34 protein-coding genes and 1 tRNA gene are annotated in these 26,603 nt (G+C 66.2%); 28 read left to right on the top strand and 7 right to left on the bottom strand.

Annotated elements, in window-relative coordinates; translation table 11 throughout:
- Positions 1-133: 133 nt before the first annotated feature.
- The 3 genes from proC to C7H73_RS00560 form a co-directional block, all read right to left on the bottom strand.
- Complete coding sequence (proC, locus tag C7H73_RS00570; protein ID WP_106844865.1) at positions 134-979, bottom strand: pyrroline-5-carboxylate reductase; 846 nt, start codon at positions 977-979, stop codon at positions 134-136.
- Positions 980-1,101: 122 nt separating this feature from the next.
- Positions 1,102-2,613, bottom strand: coding sequence for a glycerol kinase GlpK (gene glpK, locus C7H73_RS00565; RefSeq protein WP_106844864.1), 1,512 nt, complete (start codon positions 2,611-2,613; stop codon positions 1,102-1,104).
- A 39-nt stretch (positions 2,614-2,652) separates the two neighbouring features.
- A complete protein-coding gene (locus C7H73_RS00560; RefSeq protein WP_106844863.1) occupies positions 2,653-3,441 on the bottom strand; it encodes a DeoR/GlpR family DNA-binding transcription regulator in 789 nt (262 codons plus the stop codon).
- 156 nt (positions 3,442-3,597) lie between these two features.
- On the opposite strand from C7H73_RS00560, the gene C7H73_RS00555 reads away from it, so the two are divergent.
- The 25 genes from C7H73_RS00555 to C7H73_RS00435 all read left to right on the top strand — a co-directional run bounded on the left by C7H73_RS00555 (position 3,598) and on the right by C7H73_RS00435 (position 20,624).
- The gene (locus C7H73_RS00555) at positions 3,598-4,686 is read left to right on the top strand and encodes an ABC transporter ATP-binding protein (protein WP_106844862.1); all 1,089 of its coding nucleotides are present in this window, start codon (positions 3,598-3,600) and stop codon (positions 4,684-4,686) included.
- A gap of 1 nt (position 4,687) precedes the next feature.
- On the top strand, positions 4,688-5,758 hold the full coding sequence (locus tag C7H73_RS00550) for an ABC transporter ATP-binding protein (RefSeq protein WP_106847474.1): 1,071 nt from the start codon (positions 4,688-4,690) through the stop codon (positions 5,756-5,758).
- Positions 5,755-6,651, top strand: a complete 897-nt coding sequence (locus tag C7H73_RS00545) for a carbohydrate ABC transporter permease (RefSeq protein WP_106844861.1) — start codon at positions 5,755-5,757, stop codon at positions 6,649-6,651. Before C7H73_RS00550 ends, C7H73_RS00545 begins: the two co-directional genes overlap by 4 nt.
- On the top strand, positions 6,644-7,459 hold the full coding sequence (locus tag C7H73_RS00540) for a carbohydrate ABC transporter permease (protein ID WP_106844860.1): 816 nt from the start codon (positions 6,644-6,646) through the stop codon (positions 7,457-7,459). Before C7H73_RS00545 ends, C7H73_RS00540 begins: the two co-directional genes overlap by 8 nt.
- 59 nt (positions 7,460-7,518) lie before the next feature.
- Positions 7,519-7,827: a DUF2160 domain-containing protein gene (locus C7H73_RS00535; protein WP_106844859.1), complete on the top strand. Its 309-nt coding sequence runs from the start codon at positions 7,519-7,521 to the stop codon at positions 7,825-7,827.
- A gap of 179 nt (positions 7,828-8,006) precedes the next feature.
- Positions 8,007-9,740 carry an ABC transporter substrate-binding protein gene (locus tag C7H73_RS00530; RefSeq protein WP_106844858.1) on the top strand — a complete coding sequence of 578 codons (1,734 nt, stop codon included), beginning with the start codon at positions 8,007-8,009 and terminating at the stop codon, positions 9,738-9,740.
- A 125-nt stretch (positions 9,741-9,865) separates the two neighbouring features.
- On the top strand, positions 9,866-11,464 hold the full coding sequence (locus tag C7H73_RS00525; RefSeq protein ID WP_106844857.1) for a glycerol-3-phosphate dehydrogenase/oxidase: 1,599 nt from the start codon (positions 9,866-9,868) through the stop codon (positions 11,462-11,464).
- Positions 11,465-11,683: 219 nt separating this feature from the next.
- A complete protein-coding gene (gene rplN, locus C7H73_RS00520) occupies positions 11,684-12,052 on the top strand; it encodes a 50S ribosomal protein L14 (RefSeq protein WP_106844856.1) in 369 nt (122 codons plus the stop codon).
- A gap of 10 nt (positions 12,053-12,062) precedes the next feature.
- Positions 12,063-12,383 (top strand): 50S ribosomal protein L24, encoded by a 321-nt coding sequence (gene rplX / locus C7H73_RS00515; protein ID WP_106844855.1) that lies wholly within the window; start codon positions 12,063-12,065, stop codon positions 12,381-12,383.
- A 10-nt stretch (positions 12,384-12,393) separates the two neighbouring features.
- Entirely contained in the window at positions 12,394-12,933 is a 540-nt protein-coding gene (gene rplE / locus C7H73_RS00510) for a 50S ribosomal protein L5 (protein ID WP_106844854.1), read from the top strand.
- A 9-nt stretch (positions 12,934-12,942) separates the two neighbouring features.
- Positions 12,943-13,248, top strand: coding sequence for a 30S ribosomal protein S14 (gene rpsN / locus C7H73_RS00505; protein ID WP_106844853.1), 306 nt, complete (start codon positions 12,943-12,945; stop codon positions 13,246-13,248).
- 15 nt (positions 13,249-13,263) lie between these two features.
- The gene (gene rpsH, locus C7H73_RS00500; protein WP_106844852.1) at positions 13,264-13,659 is read left to right on the top strand and encodes a 30S ribosomal protein S8; all 396 of its coding nucleotides are present in this window, start codon (positions 13,264-13,266) and stop codon (positions 13,657-13,659) included.
- Positions 13,660-13,684: 25 nt separating this feature from the next.
- On the top strand, positions 13,685-14,218 hold the full coding sequence (gene rplF / locus C7H73_RS00495; RefSeq protein ID WP_106844851.1) for a 50S ribosomal protein L6: 534 nt from the start codon (positions 13,685-13,687) through the stop codon (positions 14,216-14,218).
- An 11-nt stretch (positions 14,219-14,229) separates the two neighbouring features.
- Positions 14,230-14,595: a 50S ribosomal protein L18 gene (gene rplR, locus C7H73_RS00490; RefSeq protein ID WP_106844850.1), complete on the top strand. Its 366-nt coding sequence runs from the start codon at positions 14,230-14,232 to the stop codon at positions 14,593-14,595.
- 15 nt (positions 14,596-14,610) lie between these two features.
- Complete coding sequence (rpsE, locus tag C7H73_RS00485) at positions 14,611-15,132, top strand: 30S ribosomal protein S5 (protein WP_106844849.1); 522 nt, start codon at positions 14,611-14,613, stop codon at positions 15,130-15,132.
- Between the two features lie 13 nt (positions 15,133-15,145).
- Positions 15,146-15,334 carry a 50S ribosomal protein L30 gene (gene rpmD, locus C7H73_RS00480; protein ID WP_106844848.1) on the top strand — a complete coding sequence of 63 codons (189 nt, stop codon included), beginning with the start codon at positions 15,146-15,148 and terminating at the stop codon, positions 15,332-15,334.
- Between the two features lie 10 nt (positions 15,335-15,344).
- Positions 15,345-15,776, top strand: a complete 432-nt coding sequence (rplO, locus tag C7H73_RS00475; RefSeq protein ID WP_106847473.1) for a 50S ribosomal protein L15 — start codon at positions 15,345-15,347, stop codon at positions 15,774-15,776.
- 26 nt (positions 15,777-15,802) lie between these two features.
- Positions 15,803-17,122, top strand: coding sequence for a preprotein translocase subunit SecY (gene secY / locus C7H73_RS00470; protein WP_106844847.1), 1,320 nt, complete (start codon positions 15,803-15,805; stop codon positions 17,120-17,122).
- 156 nt (positions 17,123-17,278) lie between these two features.
- Entirely contained in the window at positions 17,279-17,392 is a 114-nt protein-coding gene (gene rpmJ / locus C7H73_RS00465; protein ID WP_003050535.1) for a 50S ribosomal protein L36, read from the top strand.
- A gap of 27 nt (positions 17,393-17,419) precedes the next feature.
- Positions 17,420-17,785, top strand: coding sequence for a 30S ribosomal protein S13 (gene rpsM, locus C7H73_RS00460; protein WP_106844846.1), 366 nt, complete (start codon positions 17,420-17,422; stop codon positions 17,783-17,785).
- Between the two features lie 16 nt (positions 17,786-17,801).
- Entirely contained in the window at positions 17,802-18,206 is a 405-nt protein-coding gene (rpsK, locus tag C7H73_RS00455) for a 30S ribosomal protein S11 (protein WP_106844845.1), read from the top strand.
- A 98-nt stretch (positions 18,207-18,304) separates the two neighbouring features.
- Complete coding sequence (gene rpsD, locus C7H73_RS00450) at positions 18,305-18,928, top strand: 30S ribosomal protein S4 (protein WP_106844844.1); 624 nt, start codon at positions 18,305-18,307, stop codon at positions 18,926-18,928.
- A 115-nt stretch (positions 18,929-19,043) separates the two neighbouring features.
- Entirely contained in the window at positions 19,044-20,036 is a 993-nt protein-coding gene (locus tag C7H73_RS00445; protein WP_106844843.1) for a DNA-directed RNA polymerase subunit alpha, read from the top strand.
- Between the two features lie 84 nt (positions 20,037-20,120).
- The gene (rplQ, locus tag C7H73_RS00440; RefSeq protein ID WP_106844842.1) at positions 20,121-20,522 is read left to right on the top strand and encodes a 50S ribosomal protein L17; all 402 of its coding nucleotides are present in this window, start codon (positions 20,121-20,123) and stop codon (positions 20,520-20,522) included.
- Positions 20,523-20,547: 25 nt separating this feature from the next.
- Positions 20,548-20,624, top strand: a tRNA-Met gene (locus C7H73_RS00435).
- 83 nt (positions 20,625-20,707) lie between these two features.
- On the opposite strand, the gene rsmI is transcribed toward C7H73_RS00435, so the two are convergent.
- Entirely contained in the window at positions 20,708-21,625 is a 918-nt protein-coding gene (rsmI, locus tag C7H73_RS00430; RefSeq protein WP_106844841.1) for a 16S rRNA (cytidine(1402)-2'-O)-methyltransferase, read from the bottom strand.
- Here rsmI and C7H73_RS00425 point away from each other — a divergent pair.
- From C7H73_RS00425 to C7H73_RS00415, 3 genes are read left to right on the top strand one after another with little or no spacing between them, the layout of a single operon-like run.
- A complete protein-coding gene (locus C7H73_RS00425) occupies positions 21,625-22,026 on the top strand; it encodes a YraN family protein (protein ID WP_106844840.1) in 402 nt (133 codons plus the stop codon). The genes rsmI and C7H73_RS00425 overlap by 1 nt on opposite strands.
- A 29-nt stretch (positions 22,027-22,055) precedes the next feature.
- Complete coding sequence (locus tag C7H73_RS00420; protein ID WP_106844839.1) at positions 22,056-22,652, top strand: SIS domain-containing protein; 597 nt, start codon at positions 22,056-22,058, stop codon at positions 22,650-22,652.
- Positions 22,649-23,317: a BON domain-containing protein gene (locus tag C7H73_RS00415; RefSeq protein WP_106844838.1), complete on the top strand. Its 669-nt coding sequence runs from the start codon at positions 22,649-22,651 to the stop codon at positions 23,315-23,317. Before C7H73_RS00420 ends, C7H73_RS00415 begins: the two co-directional genes overlap by 4 nt.
- A 12-nt stretch (positions 23,318-23,329) precedes the next feature.
- Here C7H73_RS00415 and C7H73_RS00410 read toward each other — a convergent pair whose 3' ends face one another.
- From C7H73_RS00410 to C7H73_RS00400, 3 genes are all read right to left on the bottom strand, one after another.
- Positions 23,330-24,265: an NAD(P)-dependent oxidoreductase gene (locus C7H73_RS00410; RefSeq protein WP_106844837.1), complete on the bottom strand. Its 936-nt coding sequence runs from the start codon at positions 24,263-24,265 to the stop codon at positions 23,330-23,332.
- A gap of 89 nt (positions 24,266-24,354) precedes the next feature.
- The gene (locus C7H73_RS00405; protein WP_106847472.1) at positions 24,355-25,491 is read right to left on the bottom strand and encodes a PilT/PilU family type 4a pilus ATPase; all 1,137 of its coding nucleotides are present in this window, start codon (positions 25,489-25,491) and stop codon (positions 24,355-24,357) included.
- 52 nt (positions 25,492-25,543) lie between these two features.
- Positions 25,544-26,587 (bottom strand): type IV pilus twitching motility protein PilT, encoded by a 1,044-nt coding sequence (locus C7H73_RS00400; protein ID WP_106844836.1) that lies wholly within the window; start codon positions 26,585-26,587, stop codon positions 25,544-25,546.
- Positions 26,588-26,603 lie beyond the last annotated feature (16 nt).

Raw genomic sequence — 26,603 nt, 5'->3', positions numbered from 1 at the left:
GTGGCCGCGGGCCCTGCAATGGGCGCAACCCCGCCAGCGGCCACCGTGCAAGGGCCGCCCCGCCGCACGGGTGGCGCCCCCCTTCCCGAATCGCGCAGCGATTCGAGAGAAGGGGGAAAGGCGCGTCAGCGCCTCAGGGGGTTGCCCCAAACTCTTGCGCCAGCTCCCGCGCCCGGCGCTCGGCGGCGCGCATCGCGGCGATGAAGTGCTCGGGGATGCGCTGCTGCTGCATGTGGGTGATGGCCGCGTGCGTGGTGCCGCCCTTGCTGGTCACGCGCTGGCGCAGCACCTCGGGCCCTTCGTCCGAACGGGCGGCCAGCTCGGCGGCGCCCTGGAAGGTGGCCACGGCCAGCTGGTAGGCCTGGGCGGCGCTCAGGCCCATGTCCTGGCCGGCCTGCTGCATGGCCTGCAGGAACAGGAAGACATAGGCCGGGCCGGAGCCCGACAGCGCCGTGACGGCGTCCAGCTGCTCCTCGGCGTCCACCCACACCAGCTGGCCGGTGGTGGCGATCACGCGCTCCACCAGCGCGCGGCCCTGCGCATCGACCGCGCGCGCAGCAAACAGGCCGGTGATGCCCTTGCCCACCAGCGCCGGCGTGTTGGGCATGGCGCGCACGATGCGCTCGCTGCCCAGCCAGCGCGCGATGCTGGCGGTGGGGATGCCGGCGGCCACGCTCAGGTGCAGGGCCTGTGGCACCTGCGCTGCGGTGGCCTGGGCGGCGTCCTGGAACGCCTGGGGCTTGACGGCCCACACCACCAGCTGCGCGCGCGCCAGCGGGGCGCCGGCGTGCGCCTGGGCGTCGATGCCAAAGCGCTGGCGCAGCGCGTCGCGGGCGCTGTCCCAGGGCTCGACCACCTCGATCTGGCTGGCCGGGTGCCCCCGCCCGAGCAGCCCGCCGATGAGGGCGCTGGCCATGTTGCCGCCGCCGATGAAGGCGATGCAGGGGGGCTGGGGCGGTGCAGTGCGGGTATCGGTCATGGCGCGGGCGAACGGCAGTGAGCGGCCGGCTGCTTCAAAAATGAGAGCTGCTGGCGCTTGGTTGGCGGGGGTTTGGCGGTGAAAAGTGCTGTAAAGGCCGGTGCATCAAGCGCCGGCAGCTCCTATTTTTGATGGGTGCAATCCAGCGTGGCCTGGGCCACGGCGTGTTCCCAGCGGTTCATCAGCGCCTGGGCCTGCTCGCGCGCCATGGTGGGCACGAAGCGCCGCTCGGCGCGCCACAGGCTGGACAGCTCCTCGGTGCTGGCATACACCCCGCTGGCCAGGCCGGCCAGGTAGGCCGCGCCCAGGGCGGTGGTCTCCACGCAGGCCGGGCGCACCACGGGGATGCCCAGCAGGTCGGCCTGGAACTGCATCAGCAGGTCGTTCACGCAGGCGCCGCCGTCCACGCGCAGCTCGGACACCGGCGCGCCGCCGGCGGCCACGGCATCGCGGCTCATGGCCGCCAGCAGCGCGGCGCTTTGGTAGGCGATGGATTCGAGCGCCGCGCGCGCGATGTGCGCCAGCGTGCTGCCGCGCGTCAGCCCCGTGATGGTGCCGCGCGCCTCGGGCTGCCAGTAGGGCGCGCCCAGGCCGGTGAAGGCCGGCACCATCATCACGCCGCCGGAGTCGGGCACGCTCTCGGCCAGCTGCTGCACCTCGCTGCTGGCGCGGATGGCGTGCAGGCCGTCGCGCAGCCACTGCACCACGGCGCCGCCGACGAAGACGCTGCCTTCCATGGCGTACTCGGGCACGCCGGTGGTCTGCGCGGCGCTGGTGGTGAGCAGGCCGTTTTCGCTTTGCTGGAACTGCCCGCCGGTGTGCATCAGCATGAAGCAGCCCGTGCCATAGGTGTTCTTGGCCATGCCGGCCGAAAAGCAGGCCTGGCCAAACAGGGCGCTTTGCTGGTCGCCCGCCACGCCGGCGATGGGGATGGCGCCGCCCAGCAGCGCGGCATCGGTGGCGCCGAACGCCAGGCTGGCCGAGGGCAGCACCTCGGGCATCAGGGCGCGCGGGATGTCCAGCAGCGCCAGCAGCTCGTCGTCCCAGCGGTTGTCGTGCACGTTGAACAGCATGGTGCGGCTGGCGTTGCTCACGTCCGTGACGTGGCGCCGCCCCCCGGTGAGCTGCCAGATCAGCCAGCTGTCGATGGTGCCGAAGGCCAGCTCGCCGGCCTCGGCCGCGGCGCGCGCGCCGGGCACGTTGGCCAGCAGCCACTGCAGCTTGGTCGCGGAGAAGTAGGCGTCGATGCGCAGGCCCGTCTTGCCCTGGATCAGCGCCTCGTGGCCCTGCTCGCGCAGCTGCGCGCAGGCCGGCTCGGCGCGCCGGTCCTGCCAGACGATGGCGTGGTGGATGGGCGCGCCGGTCTTGCGGTTCCACACCAGCGTGGTCTCACGCTGGTTGGTGATGCCGATGGCGCGCACCTCGCCCGCCTGGATGCCGGCCTGCGCCAGCGCCTGGCGCGCCGTGGCCAGCTGGGTGCGCCAGATCTCGCGCGCGTCGTGCTCCACCCAGCCGGGGCGCGGGTAGATCTGCGGCAGCTCCAGCTGGGCCTGGGCGGCGATGCGCCCGCTGCGGTCAAAGACGATGGAGCGCGAGCTGGAGGTGCCTTGGTCGAGGGCGAGCAGGTAGGTCATGGCGGTGAGGGGGAAGAGGGCGGTTCTGCGGCAGGGCGTTCAGGCGGCGACGGTGCACTGCACCCCGGCCTCCTTGAGCAGGCGCGGGAAGGGCTCGGGCGGTGGCGCGTCGGTGAACAGCCGGTCGATCTGCGCCAGTGTCGCCAATTGCACCATGGCCGGGCGGTTGAACTTGCTGTGGTCGGCCACCAGCCAGACCTCGCGCGCCTGCGCGATGATGGTCTGCGCCACCTTCACCTCGCGCAGGTCGTAGTCGCGCAGCGTGCCGTCGGGCTCGATGCCGGAGATGCCGATGATGGCGATGTCCACGCGGAACTGGCGCAGAAAGTCCACCGCCGCCTCGCCCACGATGCCGCGGTCGCGTGCGCGCACCACGCCGCCGGCGACGATGACCTCGCAGTCCGGGTTGCCGCTGAGCGTGGCGGCCACGTTGATGTTGTTGGTGATCACGCGCAGGCCCTGGCGGCCCAGCAGGGCGCGGGCCACGGCCTCCGTGGTGGTGCCGATGTTCAGGATCACCGAGCAGCCGGGCGGAATCTGCTGCGCCACGGTGCGGGCGATGCGCCGCTTGCCCTCGGCGTGCAGCGTCTCGCGCTGCGGGTGCGCCAGGTTCTCGATGGTCGAGCTGGGCAGGCGCACGCCGCCGTGAAAGCGCGCCACCAGGCCCTGCTCGGCCAGGCGCTGCACGTCGCGGCGCACGGTCTGCAAGGTGACGCCCAGGCTCTGCGCGAGCTGCTCCACGCTGGCGCTCTGACATTGGCGCAGCTGTGCGAGCAGCAGCAGCTGGCGTGGGTTGGCGTTGGCGGCTGAGTGTTTGCTTTTGTCCACGTAGGCACTGTAAAACGAAGCAAAACGAAAAAACTCAGGGTTACTACGCAAAAAGATTCTCGCCAAACGAACAAAAATGAACCAATACGAAAAAGCCGGCCCGCCGTCGCGGGTGCGGGATTGCCACCTGTGTCAGGGGCGGGGGAAAGGACGGCAATGGAGTTGGTTTTGCAAGGGATCGGCAAGCGCGTGGGGGGGCAGCAGTGGCTGCACCCGCTGGATCTGCGCCTGCAGGCGGGGGCCGTCACCGTGCTGCTGGGCGCCACGCAGGCCGGCAAGACCAGCCTGATGCGCATCATGGCCGGGCTGGACGCGCCCACCGAGGGTCAGGTGCGGGTCGATGGCGTGGACGTGACGGACGTGCCCGTGCGCCAGCGCAACGTGGCCATGGTCTATCAGCAGTTCATCAACTACCCGTCCATGACGGTGGCCGAGAACATTGCCTCGCCGCTCAAGCTGCGCGGGGGCACCCGCCAGGACGTGGCCGCACGCGTGCAGCAGCTGGCCGGGCGGCTGCACATCGAGATGTTCCTGAACCGCTATCCATCCGAGCTCTCGGGCGGCCAGCAGCAGCGCGTGGCGCTGGCCCGCGCCCTGGCCAAGGGCGCGCCGCTGATGCTGCTGGACGAGCCCCTGGTCAACCTGGACTACAAGCTGCGCGAGGAGCTGCGCGAGGAGCTGGCGCAGCTGTTCGCCAGCGGCGACTCCACCGTGGTCTATGCCACCACCGAGCCGGGCGAGGCGCTGCTGCTGGGCGGCTACACCGCCGTGCTGCACGAGGGCCGGCTGCTGCAGTACGGCCCCACGGCCGAAGTGTTTCACGCACCCGGCTCGCTGCAGGTGGCGCGCGCCTTCAGCGACCCGCCGATGAACCTGTTGCCGGCACGCGCGGGGGAGGGCGGCGTGCTGCTGCCCGGCGGCGTGCGGCTGGCGCTGACCCTGCCGCCGGCCCTGGCACGCGCCGACGCGCTGACGCTGGGCCTGCGCGCCAGCGTGCTGCGCCTGCAGCCGCGCGAGGGCGACGTGGGCGTGCCGGGCACGGTGGAGCTGGCGGAGATCTCCGGCTCGGACACCTTCGTGCACGCCAGCACCGCCTGGGGCGAACTGGTGGCCCAGCTGACCGGCGTGCACCACCTGGAGCTGGGCAGCAGCGTGGCGCTGCACTTCGACCCGGCCCAGGCTTACGTTTTTGATGCCGGGGGCCTGCTGGCCGTGGCCCCGGCACGGCGCAGCGAGGGGCACTGACATGGCGCGCATCGAACTGAAACTGGCGCATTCGTACAAGCCCCGTCCGCAAAGCGACAGCGACTACGCCCTGCTGCCGCTGGACATGGCGTTCGAGGACGGCGGCGCCTACGCGCTGCTGGGCCCCTCGGGCTGCGGCAAGACCACCATGCTCAACATCATGTCGGGCCTGCTGGTGCCCTCCGAGGGGCAGGTGCTGTTTGACGGCCGCGACGTGACGCGCGCCAGCCCCCAGGAGCGCAACATCGCCCAGGTGTTCCAGTTCCCGGTCATCTACGACACCATGACCGTGGCCGAGAACCTGGCTTTTCCCCTGAAGAACCGCAAGGTGGCGCCGGAGCGCATCCGCCAGCGCGTGGGGAGAATCGCCGAGATGCTGGAGATGAGCGGCCAGCTGGACCAGCGCGCGGCCGGCCTGGCAGCGGACGCCAAGCAAAAGATCTCGCTGGGCCGCGGCCTGGTGCGCGAGGACGTGGCGGCGGTGCTGTTCGACGAGCCGCTCACCGTCATCGACCCGCACCTGAAGTGGCAGCTGCGGCGCAAGCTCAAGCAGATCCACCATGAGCTCAAGCTGACGCTGATCTACGTCACGCACGACCAGGTGGAGGCGCTGACGTTTGCCGACCAGGTGGTGGTCATGACGCGCGGGCGCGCCGTGCAGGTGGGCACGCCGGGCGAGCTGTTCGAGCGCCCGCGCCACGCCTTCGTGGGGCACTTCATCGGCTCGCCGGGCATGAACTTCCTGCCCGCGCAGGTGCAGGGCGATGCGCTGGTCGTGGCGGGCCAGCGCCTGGCGCTGCCGCGCGCGCTGCCCGCCGGCGCGCTGCGCCTGGGCGTACGCCCCGAATACCTGCACCTGGCGGCGCCGGGCCAGGCCGGCGCGCTGCAATGCACCGTGGCGCGTGTGCAGGACCTGGGCACGCACCAGATGCTCACGGCCACCCTCGGCGGCGAGGTGCTCAAGGCGCGCTGCGCGCCCGAGCAGGCCTTGCCCGGCGAGGGCCAGCCGGTGTGGCTGCAGGTGCTGGGCGAGCACACCTGCTTCTACCAAGACGAGGAGCTGTTGCCATGAGCACCACGACCAAGCCCGTGAACCAGAAGGCCTGGTTCCTGATCCTGCCGGTGATCCTGTGCGTGGCCTTCTCGGCCATCGTGCCCCTGATGACGGTGGTGAACTACTCGGTGCAGGACATCATCAGCCCCGAGCGGCGCGTGTTCGTCGGCACCGAATGGTTCGCCGCTGTGATGCGCGACGAGGAGCTGCACAGCGCGCTGCTGCGCCAGATCACCTTCTCGCTGGCGGTGCTGGCGGTGGAGATTCCGCTGGGCATCTTGCTCGCGCTGTCCATGCCCGCGCAGGGCTGGAAGTCGTCGGCCGTGCTGGTGGTGGTGGCGCTGTCGCTGCTCATCCCGTGGAACGTGGTGGGCACCATCTGGCAGATCTTCGGCCGCTCGGACATTGGCCTCTTGGGCGCGACGCTTGCGCGCCTGGGGATCGACTACAGCTACACCGGCAACGCCACCCAGGCCTGGCTGACGGTGCTGGCCATGGACGTGTGGCACTGGACGCCGCTGGTGGCGCTCCTGTGCTTTGCCGGCCTGCGCAGCATCCCCGACGCCTACTACCAGGCCGCGCGCATCGACGGCGCCAGCAAGCTGGCGGTGTTTCGCTACATCCAGCTGCCCAAGATGCGCGGCGTGCTGATGATCGCCGTGCTGCTGCGCTTCATGGACAGCTTCATGATCTACACCGAGCCCTTCGTGCTGACGGGCGGCGGGCCGGGCAATGCCACCACCTTCCTGAGCCAGTACCTGACGCAAAAGGCCGTGGGCCAGTTCGACCTGGGGCCGGCGGCCGCCTTCTCGCTGATCTACTTCTTCATCATCTTGCTGCTGTGCTTCATCCTCTACAACTGGATGCAGCGCGTGGGCACCACACCGAAGGAGGGCGCAGGTCATGAATGACGGGAAGCGCTTCCAGAAACGCACGCTGTTTTTGATCGCCTACCTGGTCTTCGCCGTGCTGCCCATCTACTGGATGGTCAACATGAGCTTCAAGACCAACGAGGAGATCCTGTCCAGCTTCTCGCTATGGCCCCAGCACTTCACCTGGGACAACTACAAGACCATCTTCACCGACGAGAGCTGGTATTCGGGCTACATCAACAGCCTGATCTATGTGGCCATCAACATGGTGATCTCGCTCACCGTGGCGCTGCCGGCGGCCTACGCGTTCAGCCGCTACCAGTTCCTGGGCGACAAGCACGTGTTCTTCTGGCTGCTCACCAACCGCATGACGCCGCCGGCCGTGTTTTTGCTGCCGTTCTTTCAGCTGTACACCACCGTCGGGCTGATGGACACGCACATCGCAGTCGCCCTGGCGCACCTCTTGTTCAACGTGCCGCTGGCGGTGTGGATTTTGGAAGGCTTCATGAGCGGCATTCCGCGCGAGATCGACGAGACGGCCTACATCGATGGCTACAGCTTCCCGCGCTTCTTTTTGACCATCTTCCTGCCGCTGATCAAGGCCGGCGTGGGCGTGGCGGCGTTCTTTTGCTTCATGTTCAGCTGGGTCGAGCTGCTCCTGGCGCGCACGCTGACCAGCGTGAACGCCAAGCCCATCGTAGCGACCATGACGCGCACGGTGAGCGCCTCGGGCATGGACTGGGCGACGCTCGCCGCGGCCGGCGTGCTGACCATCGTGCCCGGCGCCATCGTCATCTGGTTCGTGCGGCACTACATCGCCAAGGGCTTCGCGATGGGCCGCGTGTGAATACCTTGCGGGACAGACCACGCGCAGCGTGCTCTGTTCCCAACTGATTGGAGGATTGCATGTTCGAGTGGATGGCCTGGACCACCCCTGTGGCCGTATTTTTCACCTGCATCGTGCTCATGCTGATCGGCATGACGGTGTGGGAAATCAAGTCGCCGACGGTGGAGCGCAAGGGCTTTTTGCCGATTGCCACCACGCGCGGCGACCGCCTGTTCATCGGCCTGCTGACGGCCGCCTACCTCAACCTGATCTGGGTGGGCCTGGGCGAGAAGATGGCGCAGTGGTTTTCGCTGGAGGCCGAGCCTTCGGTGTGGATCAGCTTCGTGCTGTCCATGCTGGCGCTGGGTCTGGTGCTGCGCAAGGGTTGAGAGGAAAAAGATAGCTGCTGGCGCTTGCTGCACAAGCGATTGAGCATGAAAGCACAGCCAAAATGGCTTGCAGCAAGCGCAAACAGCTATCGTTTTTGAGTTGATAGACAAGGATCTGGTCCGTCTCCCCCCGGGCCGGAGCCGCTTTGCCGACGGGGGGTCAATTCGAGGAGACAGCAATGAAGATGCAGTTCAGGCACATAGCATTCGCCGCCGCGGCCCTGGCTTTGGGGCAGGCTGCCTGGGCCGGTGAGGCCGAGGCCAAGAAGTGGGTGGACAGCGAGTTCCAGCCCTCCACGCTGTCCAAGGACCAGCAGATGGCCGAGATGAAGTGGTTCATCGAGGCGGCCAAGAAGCTGCAGGCCAAGGGCGTCAAGGACATCGTGGTGGTGTCCGAGACCCTCACCACGCACGAGTACGAGTCCAAGACGCTGGCCAAGGCCTTCAGCGAGATCACCGGCATCAACGTCAAGCACGACCTGATCCAGGAAGGCGACGTGGTCGAGAAGCTGCAGACCTCCATGCAGTCGGGCAAGAGCATCTATGACGGCTGGATCAGCGACTCCGACCTGATCGGCACGCACTACCGCTACGGCAAGATCCTGAACCTGACCGACTACATGACCGGCGCGGGCAAGGACTACACCAACCCCGGCATCGACATTGCCGACTTCATCGGCACCAAGTTCACCACCGCGCCCGACGGCAAGCTGTACCAGCTGCCCGACCAGCAGTTCGCCAACCTGTACTGGTTCCGCGCCGACCTGTTCGAGCGCAAGGACCTGAAGGACAAGTTCAAGGCCAAGTACGGCTACGACCTGGGCGTGCCGCTGAACTGGAGCGCCTACGAGGACATCGCCGAGTTCTTCACCAACGATGTCAAGCAGATCGACGGCAAGCCCATCTACGGCCACATGGACTACGGCAAGAAGGATCCGTCCCTGGGCTGGCGCTTCACCGACGCCTGGCTGTCCATGGCCGGTACCGCCGACATCGGCACGCCCAACGGCCTGCCGATCGACGAGTGGGGCATCCGCGTGGCCGACGACAAGTGCACGCCGGTGGGCGCCAGCGTGGCGCGCGGCGGCGCCACCAACTCGCCGGCCGCCGTCTATGCGCTCACCAAGTACGTGGACTGGATGAAGAAGTACGCGCCCAAGGAAGCCATGGGCATGACCTTCGGCGAGTCCGGCCCCGTGCCGGCGCAGGGCCAGATCGCGCAGCAGATCTTCTGGTACACGGCGTTTACCGCCGACATGGTCAAGCCCGGCCTGCCGGTCGTGAACGCCGACGGCACGCCGAAGTGGCGCATGGCCCCCGGCCCCAACGGCCCGTACTGGAAGCAGGGGATGCAAAACGGCTACCAGGACGTGGGCAGCTGGACCTTCTTCAAGGACCACAACCCCGACCGCGTGGCGGCGGCCTGGCTGTACGCCCAGTTCGTCACGGCCAAGAGCACGTCGCTGAAGAAGACCATCGTCGGCCTGACGCCGATCCGCGAATCCGACATCCGCAGCCAAGCCATGACCGACATGGCGCCCAAGCTGGGCGGGCTGGTCGAGTTCTACCGCAGCCCGGCGCGCGTAGCCTGGTCGCCCACCGGTACCAACGTGCCCGACTACCCCAAGCTGGCGCAGCTGTGGTGGAAGAACGTGGCCCAGGCCGTCACGGGCGAAAAGACCCCGCAGGCCGCCATGGACACGCTGGCCGACGAGATGGACCAGGTCATGGCCCGCCTGGAGCGCGCCGGCATGGCCAAGTGCGCACCCAAGCTGAACAAGAAGAGCGACCCGGCCAAGTGGCTGAGCGACCAGCACGCACCCTGGAACAAGCTGGCCAACGAAAAGCCCAAGGGCGAGACCATCGCCTACGACTCGCTGCTGACGGCCTGGAAGAACGGCAAGGTGCGCTGAGGCGCGTGTGATGCAGGCGCGCAGGGGCCAAGCCAGCCCCTTGCGCGCCTGGAAAAACCTGGGGATGTGATCCAGCTATCGGGTTAACCCTGAAACAACCCCGGGAACCGTAGAAAATCCCTGCCATGACTCTCGCCACCGCCACCCCCCTGCCTACCGATCGCGCCGCACTGCTTCAGCAGCTGGCCCAGCCCCGAACTTACGACCTGGCGGTCATAGGCGGCGGCGCCACCGGCCTGGGCGTGGCGCTGGACGCGGCGGCGCGCGGCTTTTCCGTGGTGCTGCTGGAGTCGCACGACTTTGCCAAGGGCACGTCCTCGCGTGCCACGAAACTGGTGCACGGCGGCGTGCGCTACCTCGCCCAGGGCAACATCGCCCTGGTGCGCGAGGCCTTGCACGAGCGCACCACGCTATTGAAGAATGCGCCCCACCTGGCGCAGCCGCTGGCCTTCGTGATGCCGTCCTACAAGCTGTGGGAGACCCCGTTTTACGGCACGGGCCTGAAGATGTACGACGCGCTGGCCGGCAAGGCCGGCCTCGGCGCCACCCAGTGCCTGGGCCGCATGGAGACCCTGCGCTGCCTGCCCACGGCCGTGGCCGATGGCCTCAAGGGCGGCGTCAAATACTGGGACGGGCAGTTCGACGACGCCCGCCTGGCCCTGGCCCTGGCGCGCACCGCCGCGGCCAAGGGCGCGCTGCTGGTCAACTACTGCCCGGCGATCGACCTGCTGTATGAGGGCGGCAAGGTTGCCGGCGTGGTCTGCGAAGACGCCGAGAGCAGCGCCCGCTTTGAAGTGCGCGCGCGCTGCGTGGTCAATGCCACTGGCGTCTGGGTGGACGCGCTGCGCCAGCGCGACGGCCAGGCCGGCGGCCGCGAGCTCGCGCCCATGGTGGCGCCCAGCCAGGGCGTGCACCTGGTGGTGGACCGCGAATTCCTGCCCAGCGACCACGCGCTGATGGTGCCCAAGACGGCCGACGGCCGGGTGCTGTTTGCCGTGCCATGGCTGGGCAAGTTGATCCTGGGCACCACCGACAGCCCGCGCCATGACTTGGCGCGCGAGCCGCTGGCCATGAACGAAGAGGTCGCCTTCATCCTGGGCGAAGCCGGACGCTACCTGCGCCGCGCGCCCACCGTGCAGGACGTGCGCAGCATCTGGGTCGGCCTGCGCCCGCTGGTCAAGCCCCAGAACGACGACGGCGGCAACACCAAGCGCATCAGCCGCGAGCACACGGTGATCGCCAGCCCCAGCGGGCTGGTCACCGTCACCGGCGGCAAGTGGACCACTTACCGCGCCATGGCCGAGGACGTGCTGGACAAGTGCTTCGAGGCCCAGCTGCTGCCGCGCCGCGCGGCCGGGGTGACCGTCTCTCTGCCCCTGGTAGGCGCCGCTGGCGCCAGCGCGCGCCAGGGCATGAACCAGCCGCAGGGCCTGCACTCCTACGGCGGCGAGTCCGCCCAGGTGGCAGCCCTGCCCGGGGCCGACGTGGCGCTGGCAGAAGGCCTGACCGAGGCCATGGTGCGCTGGGCCGCCCGCCACGAGTACGCCCGCACCGTGGAGGACGTTCTGGCCCGCCGCGCCCGCGTGCTGTTCCTGGACGCGCGCCTGGCCGCCTCGCTCGCCCCGCGGGTGGCGCAGATCCTGGCCGAGGAGCTGCCCGGCCACGACCCGCAGCTGGCCCCCTTCCTGGAGCTGGCGCACCAGTACGCCACGGTGCCGGCCTGAAAATAAACAAATCGCCCGGCAAAACCACTTGACGGGCGCTTTTCTTTTTGCGACACTTGTGGGCTTCGTGCTTTGCTAGCGCGAGGCTTATCTGCCCAGCGAAAACGCTTGCGAAATGGTTTGCGGCGCGGACGACGGGCCCAAGACTGACTGGCGTTGCGTCTTTTGCTCCGGGTTTTCCGGCGCGAGGGGCCGCTGGTACAAGTTGGGAATATTCAAATGATCCAGACAGAATCTCGGTTAGAGGTTGCCGACAACACCGGCGCCAAGTCCGTCCTGTGCATCAAGGTGCTGGGCGGCTCCAAGCGGCGCTATGCCAGTGTTGGCGACATCATCAAGGTGAGCGTGAAAGAAGCCGCTCCGCGGGGCCGCGTCAAGAAGGGCGAGGTCTACAGCGCCGTGGTGGTTCGCACTGCCAAGGGCATCCGCCGGGCGGACGGCTCGCTCGTCAAGTTCGACGGCAATGCCGCCGTGCTGCTCAATGCAAAGCTGGAGCCCATCGGCACCCGCATCTTCGGCCCCGTGACGCGCGAGCTGCGTACCGAGCGCTTCATGAAGATCGTGTCCCTGGCTCCTGAAGTTCTCTGAAGGAAGCACCATGAACAAGATCCGCAAGGGCGATGAAATCATCGTGCTCGCCGGGCGCGACAAGGGCAAGCGCGGCACGGTCGCGCTGCGCAAGGATGACTCCTATCTGGTCATCGAAGGCATCAACCTGGTCAAGAAGCACGTCAAGCCGAACCCCATGAAGGGCACTACCGGCGGCATCGTGGAAAAGGCCATGCCCATCCACCAGTCCAACGTGGCGATCTTCAACGCCGCCACCGGCAAGGCTGACCGCGTCGGCATCAAGGTGCAGGCCGACGGCGCGCGCGTGCGTGTCTACAAGTCCAGCGGCGCCGAAATCAAGACGGCTTAAAGGGGTCCTCATGGCACGACTGCAACAACTCTACCGCGACAAGATCGCGGCCGAACTGAAGGAAAAGTTCGGCTATCAATCCATCATGGAAGTCCCGCGTCTCACGAAGATCACCCTGAACATGGGTGTGAGCGAAGCCGTGGCCGACAAGAAGGTGATGGACAACGCCGTGGCCGATCTCACCAAGATCGCTGGCCAAAAGCCCGTGGTGACCAAGGCCAAGCGAGCCATCGCTGGCTTCAAGATCCGCGAAGGCCAGGCGATTGGCTGCATGGTGACGCTGCGCGGCGTCCGCATGTACGAATTCCTGGACCGTTTCGTCACCGTGGCCCTGCCGCGCGTGCGTGACTTCCGCGGTATCTCCGGCCGGGCTTTCGACGGCCGTGGCAACTACAACATCGGCGTCAAAGAGCAGATCATCTTCCCCGAAATCGAGTACGACAAGGTGGATGCGCTGCGTGGTCTGAATATCAGCATCACCACGACGGCCAAGACCGACGATGAAGCCAAGGCCCTGCTGGCCGGTTTCCGTTTCCCGTTCAAGAACTAAAGGTGGCGCATGGCTAAGAAAGCTTTGATCCAGCGCGAACTCAAGCGCGAAAAACTGGCTGCCAAGTACGCCGCCAAGTACGCTGAACTGAAGGCCATTGCTGGCGATGCCAAGCGCTCTGACGAAGAGCGTGACGCTGCCCGCCTGGGTCTGCAGAAGCTCCCGCGCAACGCGAACCCCACGCGCCAGCGCAACCGCTGCGAGATGACGGGCCGCCCGCGCGGCACGTTCCGCCAGTTCGGTCTGGCCCGCGCCAAGATCCGTGAGCTGGCCTTCGCTGGTGACATCCCCGGTGTCACCAAGGCCAGCTGGTAAGCAGGAGAGATAGACATGAGCATGAGTGATCCCATCGCTGACCTGCTGACCCGCATCCGCAACGCGCAGATGGTGTCCAAGGCCACCGTGTCGGTGCCGTCCTCCAAGGTGAAGGTCGCCATCGCCCAGGTGCTCAAGGACGAGGGCTATATCGACGGTTTTGAAATCAAGACCGACGCCGGCAAGACCGAGCTGCTAATCGCCCTGAAGTACTACGCCGGTCGTCCGGTGATCGAGCGCATTGAGCGCGTGAGCCGCCCCGGCCTGCGCGTGTACAAGGGCGCGGGCGCCATTCCTCAGGTCCAGAACGGCCTGGGCGTGGCCATCGTCACCACTCCCCAGGGCGTGATGACTGACCGCAAAGCACGTGCCACCGGTGTCGGCGGCGAAGTGCTGTGCTACGTGGCCTGACGCGGCATTCGAGGAGTAAACAGAAATGTCCCGAGTAGGCAAATCACCGGTGACCATCCCCGCAGGCGTGGATGTGTCCATCAAGGACGATCAGATCAGTGTCAAGGGCGCTGGCGGCACGCTGTCGCTGGCCCAGAGCGCACTGGTCAAGGTCTCCAGCAACGACGGCAAGTTGAGCTTTGCGCCGACCGACGAGTCGCGTGAGGCCAATGCCATGAGCGGCACCATTCGCCAACTGGTGAACAACATGGTGGTCGGCGTGAGCCGCGGCTTCGAAAAGAAGCTGACCCTGGTTGGTGTGGGTTTCAAGGCTGCTGCATCGGGTTCCAAGCTGAACCTGAACATCGGTTTTTCCCACCCCGTGAACTTCGACATGCCCGCCGGCATCACGGTAGCTACCCCGACCCCGACCGAAGTCGTGATCAAGGGTGCCGACCGCCAGGTGGTGGGCCAGCTGGCCGCCGAGATCCGCGCCGTTCGTCCGCCCGAGCCCTACAAGGGCAAGGGCATCCGCTATGCGGACGAGAAGGTCGCGATCAAAGAGACCAAGAAGAAATAAGGAGCTGCAACATGTTGACCAAGAAAGAGCAGCGTCTCCGCCGTGCCCGCCAGACCCGCATCCGCATTGCCCAGCAGGGCGTGGCGCGCCTGACGGTGCATCGCACGAATCTCCACATCTACGCCAGCGTCATCTCCGAAGATGGTGCGCGCGTGCTGGCCACGGCATCCACTGCCGAGGCCGATACACGTCAGTCGCTGGGCGGCGCGGGCAAGGGCGGCAACGCCGCTGCTGCGCAAGCCGTCGGCAAGCGCATCGCCGAAAAGGCCAAGGCTGCAGGTATTGAGCGCGTGGCGTTCGACCGCGCGGGCTTTGCCTACCACGGCCGCGTGAAGGCCCTGGCCGAAGCGGCCCGCGAAGCCGGCCTGCAGTTCTAAGGGAGCGACACAACAATGGCTAAATTTCAACCCCGCGTGCAGGACGAAGGTCGCGACGACGGTTTGCGCGAGAAGATGATCGCGGTCAACCGCGTGACCAAGGTCGTCAAGGGCGGTCGTATCCTCGGTTTTGCCGCTCTGACCGTGGTCGGTGATGGCGATGGTCGTATCGGCATGGGCAAGGGCAAGTCCAAGGAAGTGCCCGCCGCCGTGCAGAAGGCCATGGAAGAAGCCCGCCGCAAGCTGGTGAAGGTGTCTCTCAGGGACGGCACCATCCACCATCAGGTGACGGGCCACCATGGCGCTGCCCGCGTGATGATGGCACCGGCCCCCAAGGGAACCGGCATCATCGCCGGCGGCCCGATGCGCGCCGTCTTCGAAGTCATGGGCATCACCGACATCGTGGCCAAGAGCCACGGCTCGTCCAACCCCTACAACATGGTGCGCGCAACGCTCGACGCCCTGACCAACTGCACGACGCCGGCCGAAGTGGCTGCCAAGCGCGGCAAGTCGGTCGAAGAGCTGTTCACTGCCTGAAGAGGAAGTCGACATGACAACGACGACGCAACAAACCGTGAAGATTCAGCTGGTGCGCAGCCCTATCGGCACCAAGGAATCGCACCGTGCCACCGTTCGCGGCCTGGGTCTGCGCAAGCTCAACAGCGTGAGCGAGCTGCAGGACACGCCCGAGGTGCGCGGCATGATCAACAAGATCAGCTACCTGGTCAAAATCCTGTAAGAGGTCGATGATGGAACTCAACAGCATCCAGCCCGCAGCAGGAGCCAAGCATGCCGCCCGCCGCGTCGGTCGCGGCATCGGCTCCGGCCTGGGCAAGACGGCCGGTCGTGGCCACAAGGGCCAGAAGTCCCGTTCGGGCGGCTACCACAAGGTGGGCTTTGAAGGGGGTCAGATGCCCCTGCAGCGCCGCTTGCCCAAGCGTGGCTTCAAGTCGCACCTGCTCAAGTTCAACGCTGAAGTGACGCTCTCCGCCCTGGGCCGCCTGGACCTGGCCGAGGTGGACATGCTTGCCCTCAAGAAGGCCGGCCTGATTGGTGAGCTGACCCGCGTGGTCAAGGTCATCAAGAGCGGCGAGATCACTCGCGCCGTGAAGCTGTCCGGCATCACGGTCACCGCTGGCGCCAAGGCTGCCATTGAGGCGGCCGGCGGCAGCGTGGCCTGAGCGGCCGCACACGACGAAAGGCATCCGTGGCTACGAACGCAGCTCAACTGGCGAAAACCGGCAAGTTCGGCGACCTTCGCCGGCGCCTGGTCTTTCTGCTGCTCGCGCTGGTCGTGTACCGTGTGGGCGCGCACATTCCCGTTCCGGGGATTGATCCGGCGCAGCTGCAGCAGCTGTTCAACGGCCAGCAGGGCGGCATCCTCAACCTCTTCAACATGTTCTCGGGCGGGGCGCTGTCTCGCTTCACGGTCTTCGCGCTGGGGATCATGCCGTACATTTCGGCATCGATCATCATGCAGTTGATGACCTACGTGATGCCCGCGTTCGAGCAGATGAAGAAGGAAGGGGAGGCCGGCCGCCGCAAGATCACGCAATACACGCGTTACGGTACCGTCGGCCTGGCAGTTTTCCAATCGCTGGGCATTGCCGTGGCCCTGGAAAGCCAGGCCGGCCTGGTGCTTGATCCAGGTTTCGGCTTCCGCATGACGGCCGTGGTCAGCCTGACTGCAGGCACCATGTTCCTGATGTGGCTGGGCGAGCAGATCACCGAGCGTGGCCTGGGCAACGGGATTTCGATCCTGATCTTCGCCGGCATCGCTGCCGGCCTGCCCAGTGCCTTGGGTGGGCTGCTGGAGCTGGTGCGCACCGGTGCAATGGGCATTCCTGCCGCCATCTTCATCGTGGCGATCGTGGGCTTGGTCACGTACTTTGTGGTGTATGTGGAGCGTGGCCAGCGCAAGATCCTGGTGAACTACGCACGCCGTCAGGTGGGCAACAAGGTGTACGGGGGGCAATCCTCGCACCTGCCGCTCAAGCTGAACATGGCTGGCGTGATTCCGCCGATCTTCGCTTCGTCGATCATCTTGCTGCCCGCCACCATCGTGAACTGGTTCAGTGCCGGTGAATCGATGCGCTGGCTGCGCGATATCGCAGGCACGCTCACCCCCGGCCAGCCGATCTACGTGCTGCTGTATGCGACCGCCATCGTGTTCTTCTGCTTTTTCTATACCGCGCTGGTTTTCAACAGCCGGGAAACCGCAGACAACCTGAAGAAGAGCGGGGCCTTCATCCCCGGGATTCGGCCAGGCGAGCACACGGCGCGTTACATCGACAAGATCCTGGTCCGGCTGACGCTGGCGGGGGCGATCTACATCACCTTCGTATGCCTGCTGCCGGAGTTCCTGATCCTGAAGTACAACGTGCCGTTCTATTTTGGTGGCACCTCTTTGCTGATCATCGTGGTGGTGACCATGGACTTCATGGCCCAGGTGCAGAACTACCTGATGAGCCAGCAGTATGAGTCGCTGCTCAAGAAGGCGAACTTCAAGACGACGGCTGGCGCCTGACCCACTGGCCTGATTTTGGCAAATCCGCTATAGTGGCGGGTTCGCCAGAATTGCGGCAATTTTCATTGATGCCCAACGTTCGCTCGCGGGCTGATTTTTGTGTTCCGCGTGTATCCCGTGAGGGCCGGAACGATTGGACAAGTTTAGGAGAATGCAATGAGAGTTTCGGCTTCGGTAAAGAAGATCTGCCGCAACTGCAAAATCATCCGCCGCAAGGGTGTGGTGCGCGTGATCTGCACGGATCAGCGTCACAAGCAGCGCCAGGGCTGATGGCTTAACGATCATTAGAGGACGCACATGGCTCGTATCGCTGGTATCAACATTCCGCCCCACAAGCATGCCGAAATTGGTCTGACGGCCATCTACGGTATCGGGCGCACCCGTGCTCGCAAGATTTGCGACGCATGCGGCATCGACTACTCCAAGAAGGTCAAGGAATTGACCGACGCCGATCTGGAAAAGATCCGCGATCAGATCGCCCAGTTCACCATCGAAGGTGACCTGCGTCGCGAGACGACGATGAACATCAAGCGCCTGATGGACATCGGCTGCTACCGGGGCTTCCGTCATCGCCGCGGCCTGCCGATGCGCGGTCAGCGCACCCGCACCAATGCCCGTACCCGCAAGGGTCCGCGCAAGGGCGCAGCGGCACTGAAGAAGTAAGGACTGAAAGAACCCCATGGCAAAGTCTCCCGCCAATAACGCCGCCCAGCGCGTGCGCAAGAAGGTCCGCAAGAACGTCTCCGACGGCATTGCCCACGTTCACGCCTCCTTCAACAACACCATCATCACCATCACTGACCGTCAGGGCAACGCGTTGTCCTGGGCCTCGTCGGGTGGTCAAGGCTTCAAGGGCTCGCGCAAGTCCACTCCCTTCGCTGCCCAGGTGGCCTCGGAAGTGGCTGGCCGCGCTGCCATGGAGCAGGGCGTCAAGAATCTGGACGTCGAGATCAAGGGCCCCGGCCCCGGTCGCGAGTCCTCTGTGCGCGCCCTGGGCGCCCTGGGCATCCGCATCACGTCGATCTCCGATGTGACGCCGGTTCCGCACAACGGCTGCCGCCCTCAGAAGCGCCGCCGCATCTGATCTCCCGTTGAAGTCCACCGCCACCCCTCGCATCCGCATGCGATGAGGGTGGCTCCCGCAGCAACCCTGCGGCAGCTGAAAATACCAAGGAAACTCAAGTGGCACGTTATCTCGGCCCCAAGGCCAAACTCTCCCGCCGCGAAGGAACTGACCTGTTCCTCAAGAGCGCACGCCGCTCGATCGCGGACAAGGCCAAGTTCGACTCCAAGCCCGGCCAGCATGGCCGCACGTCCGGTGCCCGCACCTCTGACTACGGCCTGCAGCTGCGCGAGAAGCAGAAGGTCAAGCGCATGTACGGCGTGCTGGAAAAGCAGTTTCGCCGCTACTTCGCTGAAGCCGAGCGCCGCCGTGGCAACACTGGCGCCAACCTGATGGGCCTGCTGGAAAGCCGCCTGGACAACGTCGTGTACCGCATGGGCTTTGGCTCCACCCGCGCCGAAGCGCGCCAGCTGGTGTCGCACAAGGCCATTACGGTGAATGGCCAGTCCGTGAACATCGCTTCCTACCTTGTGAAGGTGGGCGACGTGGTTGCCGTGCGCGAGAAGTCCAAGAAGCAGGCACGCATTGCCGAGGCTCTGCAGTTGGCGCAGCAGGTCGGCATCGCTGCCTGGGTCGAGGTCAACGTCGAGAAAGCCGAAGGCGTCTTCAAGAAGGCACCGGATCGTGATGAGTTCGGTGCCGACATCAACGAATCGCTGATCGTCGAGTTGTATTCGCGTTAATCCCGAGCGGTTCCCGCCCGGAAACAACGTACTCCCCTACCGCGAGGCATCGCGGTGGGGGCGCTTCACCCGCCTTACCGGTGTAACGAGCTGGGGGTACTGAGAGGAAGTCTGCATGCAAACCAATTTGCTGAAGCCCAAGACCATCAACGTCGAGCAGCTGGGTCCCAATCGCGCCAAAGTGGAACTGGAGCCCTTTGAGCGCGGCTATGGCCACACGCTTGGCAATGCCCTGCGCAGGGTTCTGCTGTCTTCCATGGTCGGCTACGCAGCAACGGAAGTGACGATCGCCAGCGTGCTGCACGAGTATTCGTCCATTGATGGCGTGCAGGAAGATGTCGTGAACATCCTCCTGAACCTCAAGGGCGTCGTATTCAAGCTGCACAACCGTGATGAAGTCACGTTGTCGCTGCGCAAGGATGGAGAAGGCGTCGTGACGGCGCGCGACATCCAGACGCCGCACGACGTCGAGATCGTCAACCCTGACCACCTGATCGCCACCCTGTCTGCCGGCGGCAAGCTCGACATGCAGATCAAGGTTGAGAAGGGCCGCGGCTACGTGCCCGGCAGCCTGCGCCGCTATGCCGACGAGTCCACCAAGTCCATCGGTCGTATCGTGCTGGATGCCTCGTTCTCGCCGATTCGCCGCGTGAGCTACACGGTGGAAAGCGCTCGCGTGGAGCAGCGTACTGACCTGGACAAGCTGGTCATGGAGATCGAGACCAACGGTGCCATCTCGGCTGAAGATGCCGTGCGCGCGTCGGCCAAGATTCTGGTCGAGCAGCTGGCGGTGTTCGCGCAGCTTGAAGGCGGCGAACTGGCGGCGTTCGACACGCCCTCCAGCTCACGCAGCGCTGCTACGTTCGACCCGATCTTGCTGCGTCCGGTGGACGAGCTGGAACTCACGGTGCGTTCGGCCAACTGCCTGAAGGCCGAGAACATCTACTACATCGGTGACCTGATCCAGCGCACCGAGAACGAGCTGCTCAAGACGCCCAACCTGGGCCGCAAGTCGCTCAACGAAATCAAGGAAGTGCTCGCCTCCCGCGGCCTTACCTTGGGCATGAAGCTCGAGAACTGGCCGCCTGCCGGCCTGGACAAGCGCTGATCTGCCATTGGTCCCCACCTGGGGAGTGCTCCGGGCAGTACCTGATACGGCTGCCCGTTTTAATTGATTGATAAGGAAAGCACCATGCGTCACGGACACGGCCTGCGAAAACTCAACCGCACGACATCGCACCGCCTTGCGATGCTGCAAAACATGATGAACTCGATCATCGAGCACGAGGCCATCAAGACCACCCTCCCCAAGGCCAAGGAGCTGCGCCGCGTGATCGAGCCCATGATCACCCTGGCCAAGGAAGACTCCGTTGCCAACCGCCGCCTGGCCTTCAATCGCCTGCGTGATCGCGACAGCGTGACCAAGCTGTTCAACGAACTGGGCCCGCGCTTCAAGGCCCGCCCCGGTGGCTACACGCGCATCCTGAAGATGGGCTTCCGCGTCGGCGACAACGCACCCATGGCTTACGTGGAGTTCGTCGAGCGCGCAGAAGAAAATGTGGGCGAAGTTGCCGAAACTTCCGCCAAGGGCTGAAATTAGGGTATACTTTCATTTCTGACGCGCGATGGAGCAGTCTGGTAGCTCGTTGGGCTCATAACCCAAAGGTCGGAGGTTCAAATCCTCCTCGCGCAACCAAATAAAACAGGTAACTGCCTGAATTTCAAAAAGCCCGCTTATGCGGGCTTTTTTTTGTCCGGCGCCAGCCGGATTTGCCGTCATCAGCCGTTTTTCATGCGCAAGGCGGCCTCATACAAGGCATTGCGCGCAGCCCCCGTAATTTCAGCGGCCAGTTTCACTGCCGTCTTGGTGGGCAACTCATCGAGCAGCAGTCTCAATACCCGCTCGCTGTCCCCGCCTTCTTCATTCTTCTGGGCATCCGCGGGATGCAGCAGGACTACGAACTCACCGCGGACCCGCTGGGGCGAGCCGGCAAGCCATGCAGACAGCTCGCTTGCGGGATGGCTGGAGACCTCCTCGAACTGTTTGGTGAGCTCGCGCGCGAGGGTGACGCGGCGCCCGCCCAGCACTGCGAGGGCGGTGGCCAGCTCCTGGATGCGGTGGGGGGCCTCCAGCAGCACCACGCAGCGCGGCTCGTTGGCCAGCTGCTGGATGGCCGCGCTGCGCTCTCCTGCACGGGCCGGCAGAAATCCCTGGAAGACGAAACCCTGTACCTCCGTGGCCGGAGCGACCGAGCCCGCCACACTGAGCGCCGTGGTCACGCTGCTGGCGCCCGGCAGCGGAATGCTGCGCAGGCCTGCCTGGTGCACGGCATCGACCAGACGCGCGCCCGGGTCACTTACACCGGGGGTCCCGGCGTCGCTCACGTAGGCCACGCGCAGGCCCTGCCGCAGCTGACCGACCACCTGCTGCGCAGCCTGGGCCTCGTTGTGCTGATGCAGCGCGATCAGGCTGCCACCGGCCTTGTCGATGCCATAGGCGCGCAGCAGCGCGTGGGTGTGGCGCGTGTCTTCGCAGGCGATGATGTCGGCCAGCTGCAGCACGTGCAGCGCCCGTAGGGTCATGTCGGCCAGGTTGCCGATGGGCGTGGCCACGACGTACAGGGCGCCCTGCGGATAATGCTGCGCGGCAGCCGCGTCGCGTGCGGCGCCAAGGGCCGATGCAAAGGATGCGCTCAATGGGATTCCTTCAAGACGATGGGGCAAGCCGGCCCGGCAAGGGTGCGACCACGCGCGTGGCCGGCCAGGCGGCCGAGGACCAGGCGCTGGCCCATCTGCTGGCGGCCGGCCTGGTGCTGGTGCAGCGCAATTATCGGACCGTCGGGCGCGGCGGCGGCGAGATCGACCTGATCCTGCGCGAGCCCGACGGCACTCTGGTGTTCGTGGAGGTGCGCAGCCGCGCTGGCGCCAGCCACGGCGGCGCGGGCGCCAGCATTGGCATCACCAAGCGGCGGCGCATCATCTTTGCTGCACAGTGCTACCTGATGCGCTGGGCGCAGCCGCCGGCCTGCCGCTTCGACGCGGTGCTGATCGAGCAGGGCCGGCTGCAGTGGCTGCGCGCGGCCTTTGACGCGGGCTGAGCCTGGCCCGCGGGTATCATCTGCGGCCCATGCTTGAGCAACGGATCCAGCAGCACTTCATCGACAGTGCCGATCTCAAATACCAGACCTCCCAGGCCCTGAGCGGCGCCATCGCCGCAGCGGTGCACGCGCTGGTGGCCTCCATTACCAGCGGCGCCAAGCTGCTGGCCTGCGGCAGCGGCCCTTGCGGCGCCTTGGCCCAGCAGTTCGCGGCCTTGTGCGTGGGCGGTTTCGAGCGTGAGCGGCCCGAGCTGGCCGCCCTGGCGCTGGTGCCGGACGCCACCTGGATGCCGTCATCGGCCACGGACACCGCTGCAGCGCCCCTCGCACGCCAAGTGCGCGCGCTGGGCCAGGCGGGGGATGTGTTGCTGGCGTTCTCCACCGGTGGCAACGAAGCGGCTCTGCTGCAGGCCGTGCAGGCCGCGCACGAGCGCGACATGACCGTGGTGGCCCTGTGCGGCCGCGACAGCGGCGCCCTGGCCGCACTGCTGCGCGAGACCGACGTGCAGATCTGCGTGCCTCACGATCGCCCCGCGCGGGTGCGCGAGGTGCAGGCCCTGGTGCTGCACTGCCTGTGCGACGGCATGGACGCCCAATTGCTTGGAGATCAGGAGATATTGCTATGAAAGAACGTTTCTTGCGCGCTGGCGCGGCCGTGCTCACCGCCGCGGCCCTGGGCGCCGGGCTGTCCGCCTGCGCACCGCTGGTCATTGGCGGTGGTGCCATGGTTGGCACCTTGATGGCCATCGATCGCCGCACGGCCGGCACCCAGGTCGAGGACGAGGGCATCGAGCTGCGCGCCGCCAGCCGCATCCGTGAAACCCTGGGCGACCGCGCCCACATCAATGTGACCAGCTACAACCGCCAGGTGCTGCTGACCGGCGAAGTGGCCACTGCCGAGGATGGCCAGAAGGCCGAGCAGATCGTGCGTGGCGTCGAGAACGTGCTGTCCGTCGTCAACGATCTGGGCATCATGCCCCCCTCCAGCCTGACGCAGCGCTCCAACGACACCTTCATCACCGGCAAGGTGCGCGCCAGCCTGGTGGACGCCAAGGACCTCACGGCCAGCGCCTTCAAGGTGGTGACCGAGCGCAACGTGGTCTATCTGATGGGCCGGGTGACGCAGCGCGAGGCCAAGCGCAGCGCCGAGATCGCCCGGGGCGTGAACGGCGTGCGCAAGGTGGTGCGGGCGTTTGAGGTGATCAGCGAGGAGGAGCTCCAGCGCCAGCTGGCCCAGCCGGCGCCGGTCACGCAGGACCCGGCCGCCGCCAGCGCCCCCGCCAGGCGCTGAGCGGGCTGCCCCTCAGGCCTTGCCGGGCTGGCCGGCCAGGCGCGTGATGAGGCTGGACGTGTCCCAGCGACCGCCGCCGGCGCGCTGCACGTCGGCATAGAACTGGTCCACCAGGGCGGTGACGGGCAGCAGCGCGCCGTTGCGCTTGGCCTCGTCCAGTACCAGGCCCAGGTCCTTGCGCATCCAGTCCACGGCAAAGCCGAAGTCGAAGCGTCCTTCGGCCATGGTCTTACCGCGGTTGTCCATCTGCCAGCTCTGCGCCGCGCCCTTGCTGATCACATCCAGCACCAGCGGCATGTCCAGGCCCGCCTGCTGGCCAAAAGCCACCGCCTCCGACAAGCCCTGCACCAGCCCGGCAATGCAGACCTGGTTGACCATCTTGGCCAGCTGGCCGGCGCCGCTGTCGCCGATGCGGGTGAAGGCCCGGGCGAAGGCCATGCCCGCGGGACGCACGGCGTCAAACGCCTCCTGGTCGCCGCCGCACATCACGGTCAGCAGGCCGTTTTGCGCGCCGGCCTGGCCGCCCGAGACGGGGGCGTCCACAAACTGCAGGCCGCGCGTGCGCGCCTCCTGGTACAGCTGGCGCGCCACGGCGGCCGATGCCGTGGTGTGGTCCACGAAGATGGCACCCGGCTGCATGCCGGCAAAGGCCCCGTCCTCGCCCAGCACCACCGAGCGCAGATCGTCGTCGTTGCCAACGCAGCAAAAGACAATGTCGGCCCCGGCCGCCGCCTCGCGTGGCGTCGCGGCATGTTTTTGGCCTCCAGCGCCCCCAAACTTTGCGCACCAAGCTATCGATTTGCTAGCAGTTCGGTTATAGACCGTGACCGTGTGGCCCGCCCGTGCCAGGTGCCCTGCCATCGGAAAGCCCATGACCCCCAGGCCCAGGAAGGCCACGTGGCGCGCCGGCACGGCGTCGTAGGGGCGGGAGTTGATGCTGCTGCTCATGGCGGTCTCCTTTGGAAAATGAAAGACCCGCGCGGCAGGGTGCCGGGCGGGCCGGGGCGGGCTGCAGGCGGCCCGAAGAGGGCGGCGCCTCAGACGATCGCGAAGTGCTCGGTGCCCGCGGCCAGGTCGGTGGTCTTGGCGCGCTGGCTGCTGAGCTTGATCTGCAGGCGCAGGTCGTTGACCGAGTCGGCATTGCGCAGCGCGTCCTCGTAGGTGATGACGTTTGCCTCGAACAGGTCGAACAGTGACTGGTCGAAGGTCTGCATGCCGAGGTTGCGGCTCTTCTTCATGATCTCCTTGATCTCGGTGACGTCGCCCTTGAAGATGAGGTCGGCGATCAAGGGAGTGTTGAGCATGATCTCCACGGCGGCGGCGCGGCCCTTGCTGTCCTGGCGCGGCAGCAAGCGCTGCGAGACCATGGCGCGCAGGTTCAGCGACAGGTCCATCAGCAGCTGGGTGCGCCGCTCCTCGGGGAAGAAGTTGATGATGCGGTCCAACGCCTGGTTGGCGCTGTTGGCGTGCAGTGTGGCCAGGCACAGGTGGCCGGTCTCGGAGAAGGCCACCGCGTGCTCCATCGTCTCGCGGTCGCGGATCTCGCCCATCAGGATCACGTCCGGCGCCTGGCGCAGCGTGTTCTTCAGTGCCGCTTCCCAGCTGTCCGTGTCCAGCCCGATCTCGCGCTGGGTGACCACGCAGTTCTTGTGCGGGTGCACGAACTCCACCGGGTCCTCCACGGTGATGATGTGGCCGAAGGTGTTCTCGTTGCGCCAGTCCAGCATGGCCGCCAGCGTGGTGGACTTGCCCGAGCCCGTGGCGCCCACCAGGATGCACAGCCCGCGCTTGGTCATGACGACCTCCTTGAGCACCTGCGGCATGCCCAGCCCGTCGATGGTCGGCGGCGTGGTGGGGATGGAGCGCAGCACCATGCCCACGCGGCTTTGCTGGATGAAGGCGTTGACCCGGAAGCGCCCGATGCCGGCCGGCGAGATGGCGAAGTTGCACTCCTTGGTGCGCTCGAAGTCGGCAATCTGGCGGTCGCTCATGATGGAGCGCGCCAGTGTCAGCGTGTGCGCGGGCGTGAGCGGCTGGGGCGAGACCTTGGTGATCTTGCCGTCCACCTTGATGGCGGGCGGAAACTCCGCCGTGATGAACAGGTCGCTGCCGCCGCGGTTGACCATCAGCCGGAGCAGGTCGTTGATGAATTTGCTCGCCTGATCGCGTTCCATTGTGCTGTCTCCAAAGATGCCGGCGGCCATTGTCGCCCAGGCGAGCGCGGCGTCAGCCGGGGAAGTTTTCCGGGATCTTGGCCTTGCTGCGGGCCTCGGCCGGGCTGATGATGTTGCGCCGCACCAGGTCGGCCAGGTTCTGGTCCAGCGTCTGCATGCCCACGCTGTTGCCGGTCTGGATGGTGGAGTACATCTGCGCCACCTTGGCCTCGCGGATCAGGTTGCGGATGGCGCTGGTGCCCAGCATGATCTCGTGCGCCGCCACGCGGCCCGAGCCGTCCTTGGTCTTGCACAATGTCTGCGAGATCACGGCCTGCAGCGACTCCGACAGCATGGCCCGCACCATCTCCTTTTCCTCGGCGGGGAAGACGTCGATGATGCGGTCGATGGTCTTGGCGGCACTCGACGTGTGCAGCGTGCCGAACACCAGGTGGCCCGTTTCGGCCGCCGTCATGGCCAGGCGGATGGTCTCCAGGTCGCGCATTTCGCCCACCAGGATGGCGTCCGGGTCCTCGCGCAGGGCCGAGCGCAGCGCGGCGGAGAACGACAGCGTCATCGGCCCGACCTCGCGCTGGTTGATCAGGCTCTTCTTGGATTCGTGCACGAACTCGATCGGGTCCTCGACGGTGAGGATGTGGCCGTACTCGCTCTCGTTCAGGTGGTTGACCATGCCGGCCAGCGTGGTGGACTTGCCCGAGCCCGTGGGGCCGGTCACCAGCACCAGGCCCCGGGGCTTGAGCGCCAGGTCGGCGAAGATCTTGGGCGCATTCAGCTGCTCCAGCGTGAGGATCTTGCTGGGAATGGTCCGGAACACCGCGCCTGCGCCGCGGTAGTGGTTGAAGGCGTTGACGCGAAAGCGCGCCAGGCCGTCGATCTCGAAGGAGAAGTCCACCTCCAGGAACTCCTCGTACACCTTGCGCTGCGAGTCCGTCATGATGTCGTACACCATGGCGTGCACCGTCTTGTGGTCCAGCGCATCGACGTTCAGGCGGCGCACGTCGCCATGCACGCGGATCATGGGCGGCAGCCCGGCGGACAGGTGCAGGTCCGAGGCCTTGTTCTTGACACTGAAGGCAAGCAGCTGGGTGATGTCCACGGAAGAGTCCCTCTGA

It is taken from the genome of Pulveribacter suum, assembly GCF_003013695.1.
Taxonomy (GTDB): Bacteria; Pseudomonadota; Gammaproteobacteria; order Burkholderiales; family Burkholderiaceae_C; genus Melaminivora; species Melaminivora suum.
The sequence above is the reverse complement of the archived record's forward strand: the minus strand, read 5'-3'. Positions and strand labels throughout refer to the sequence as shown.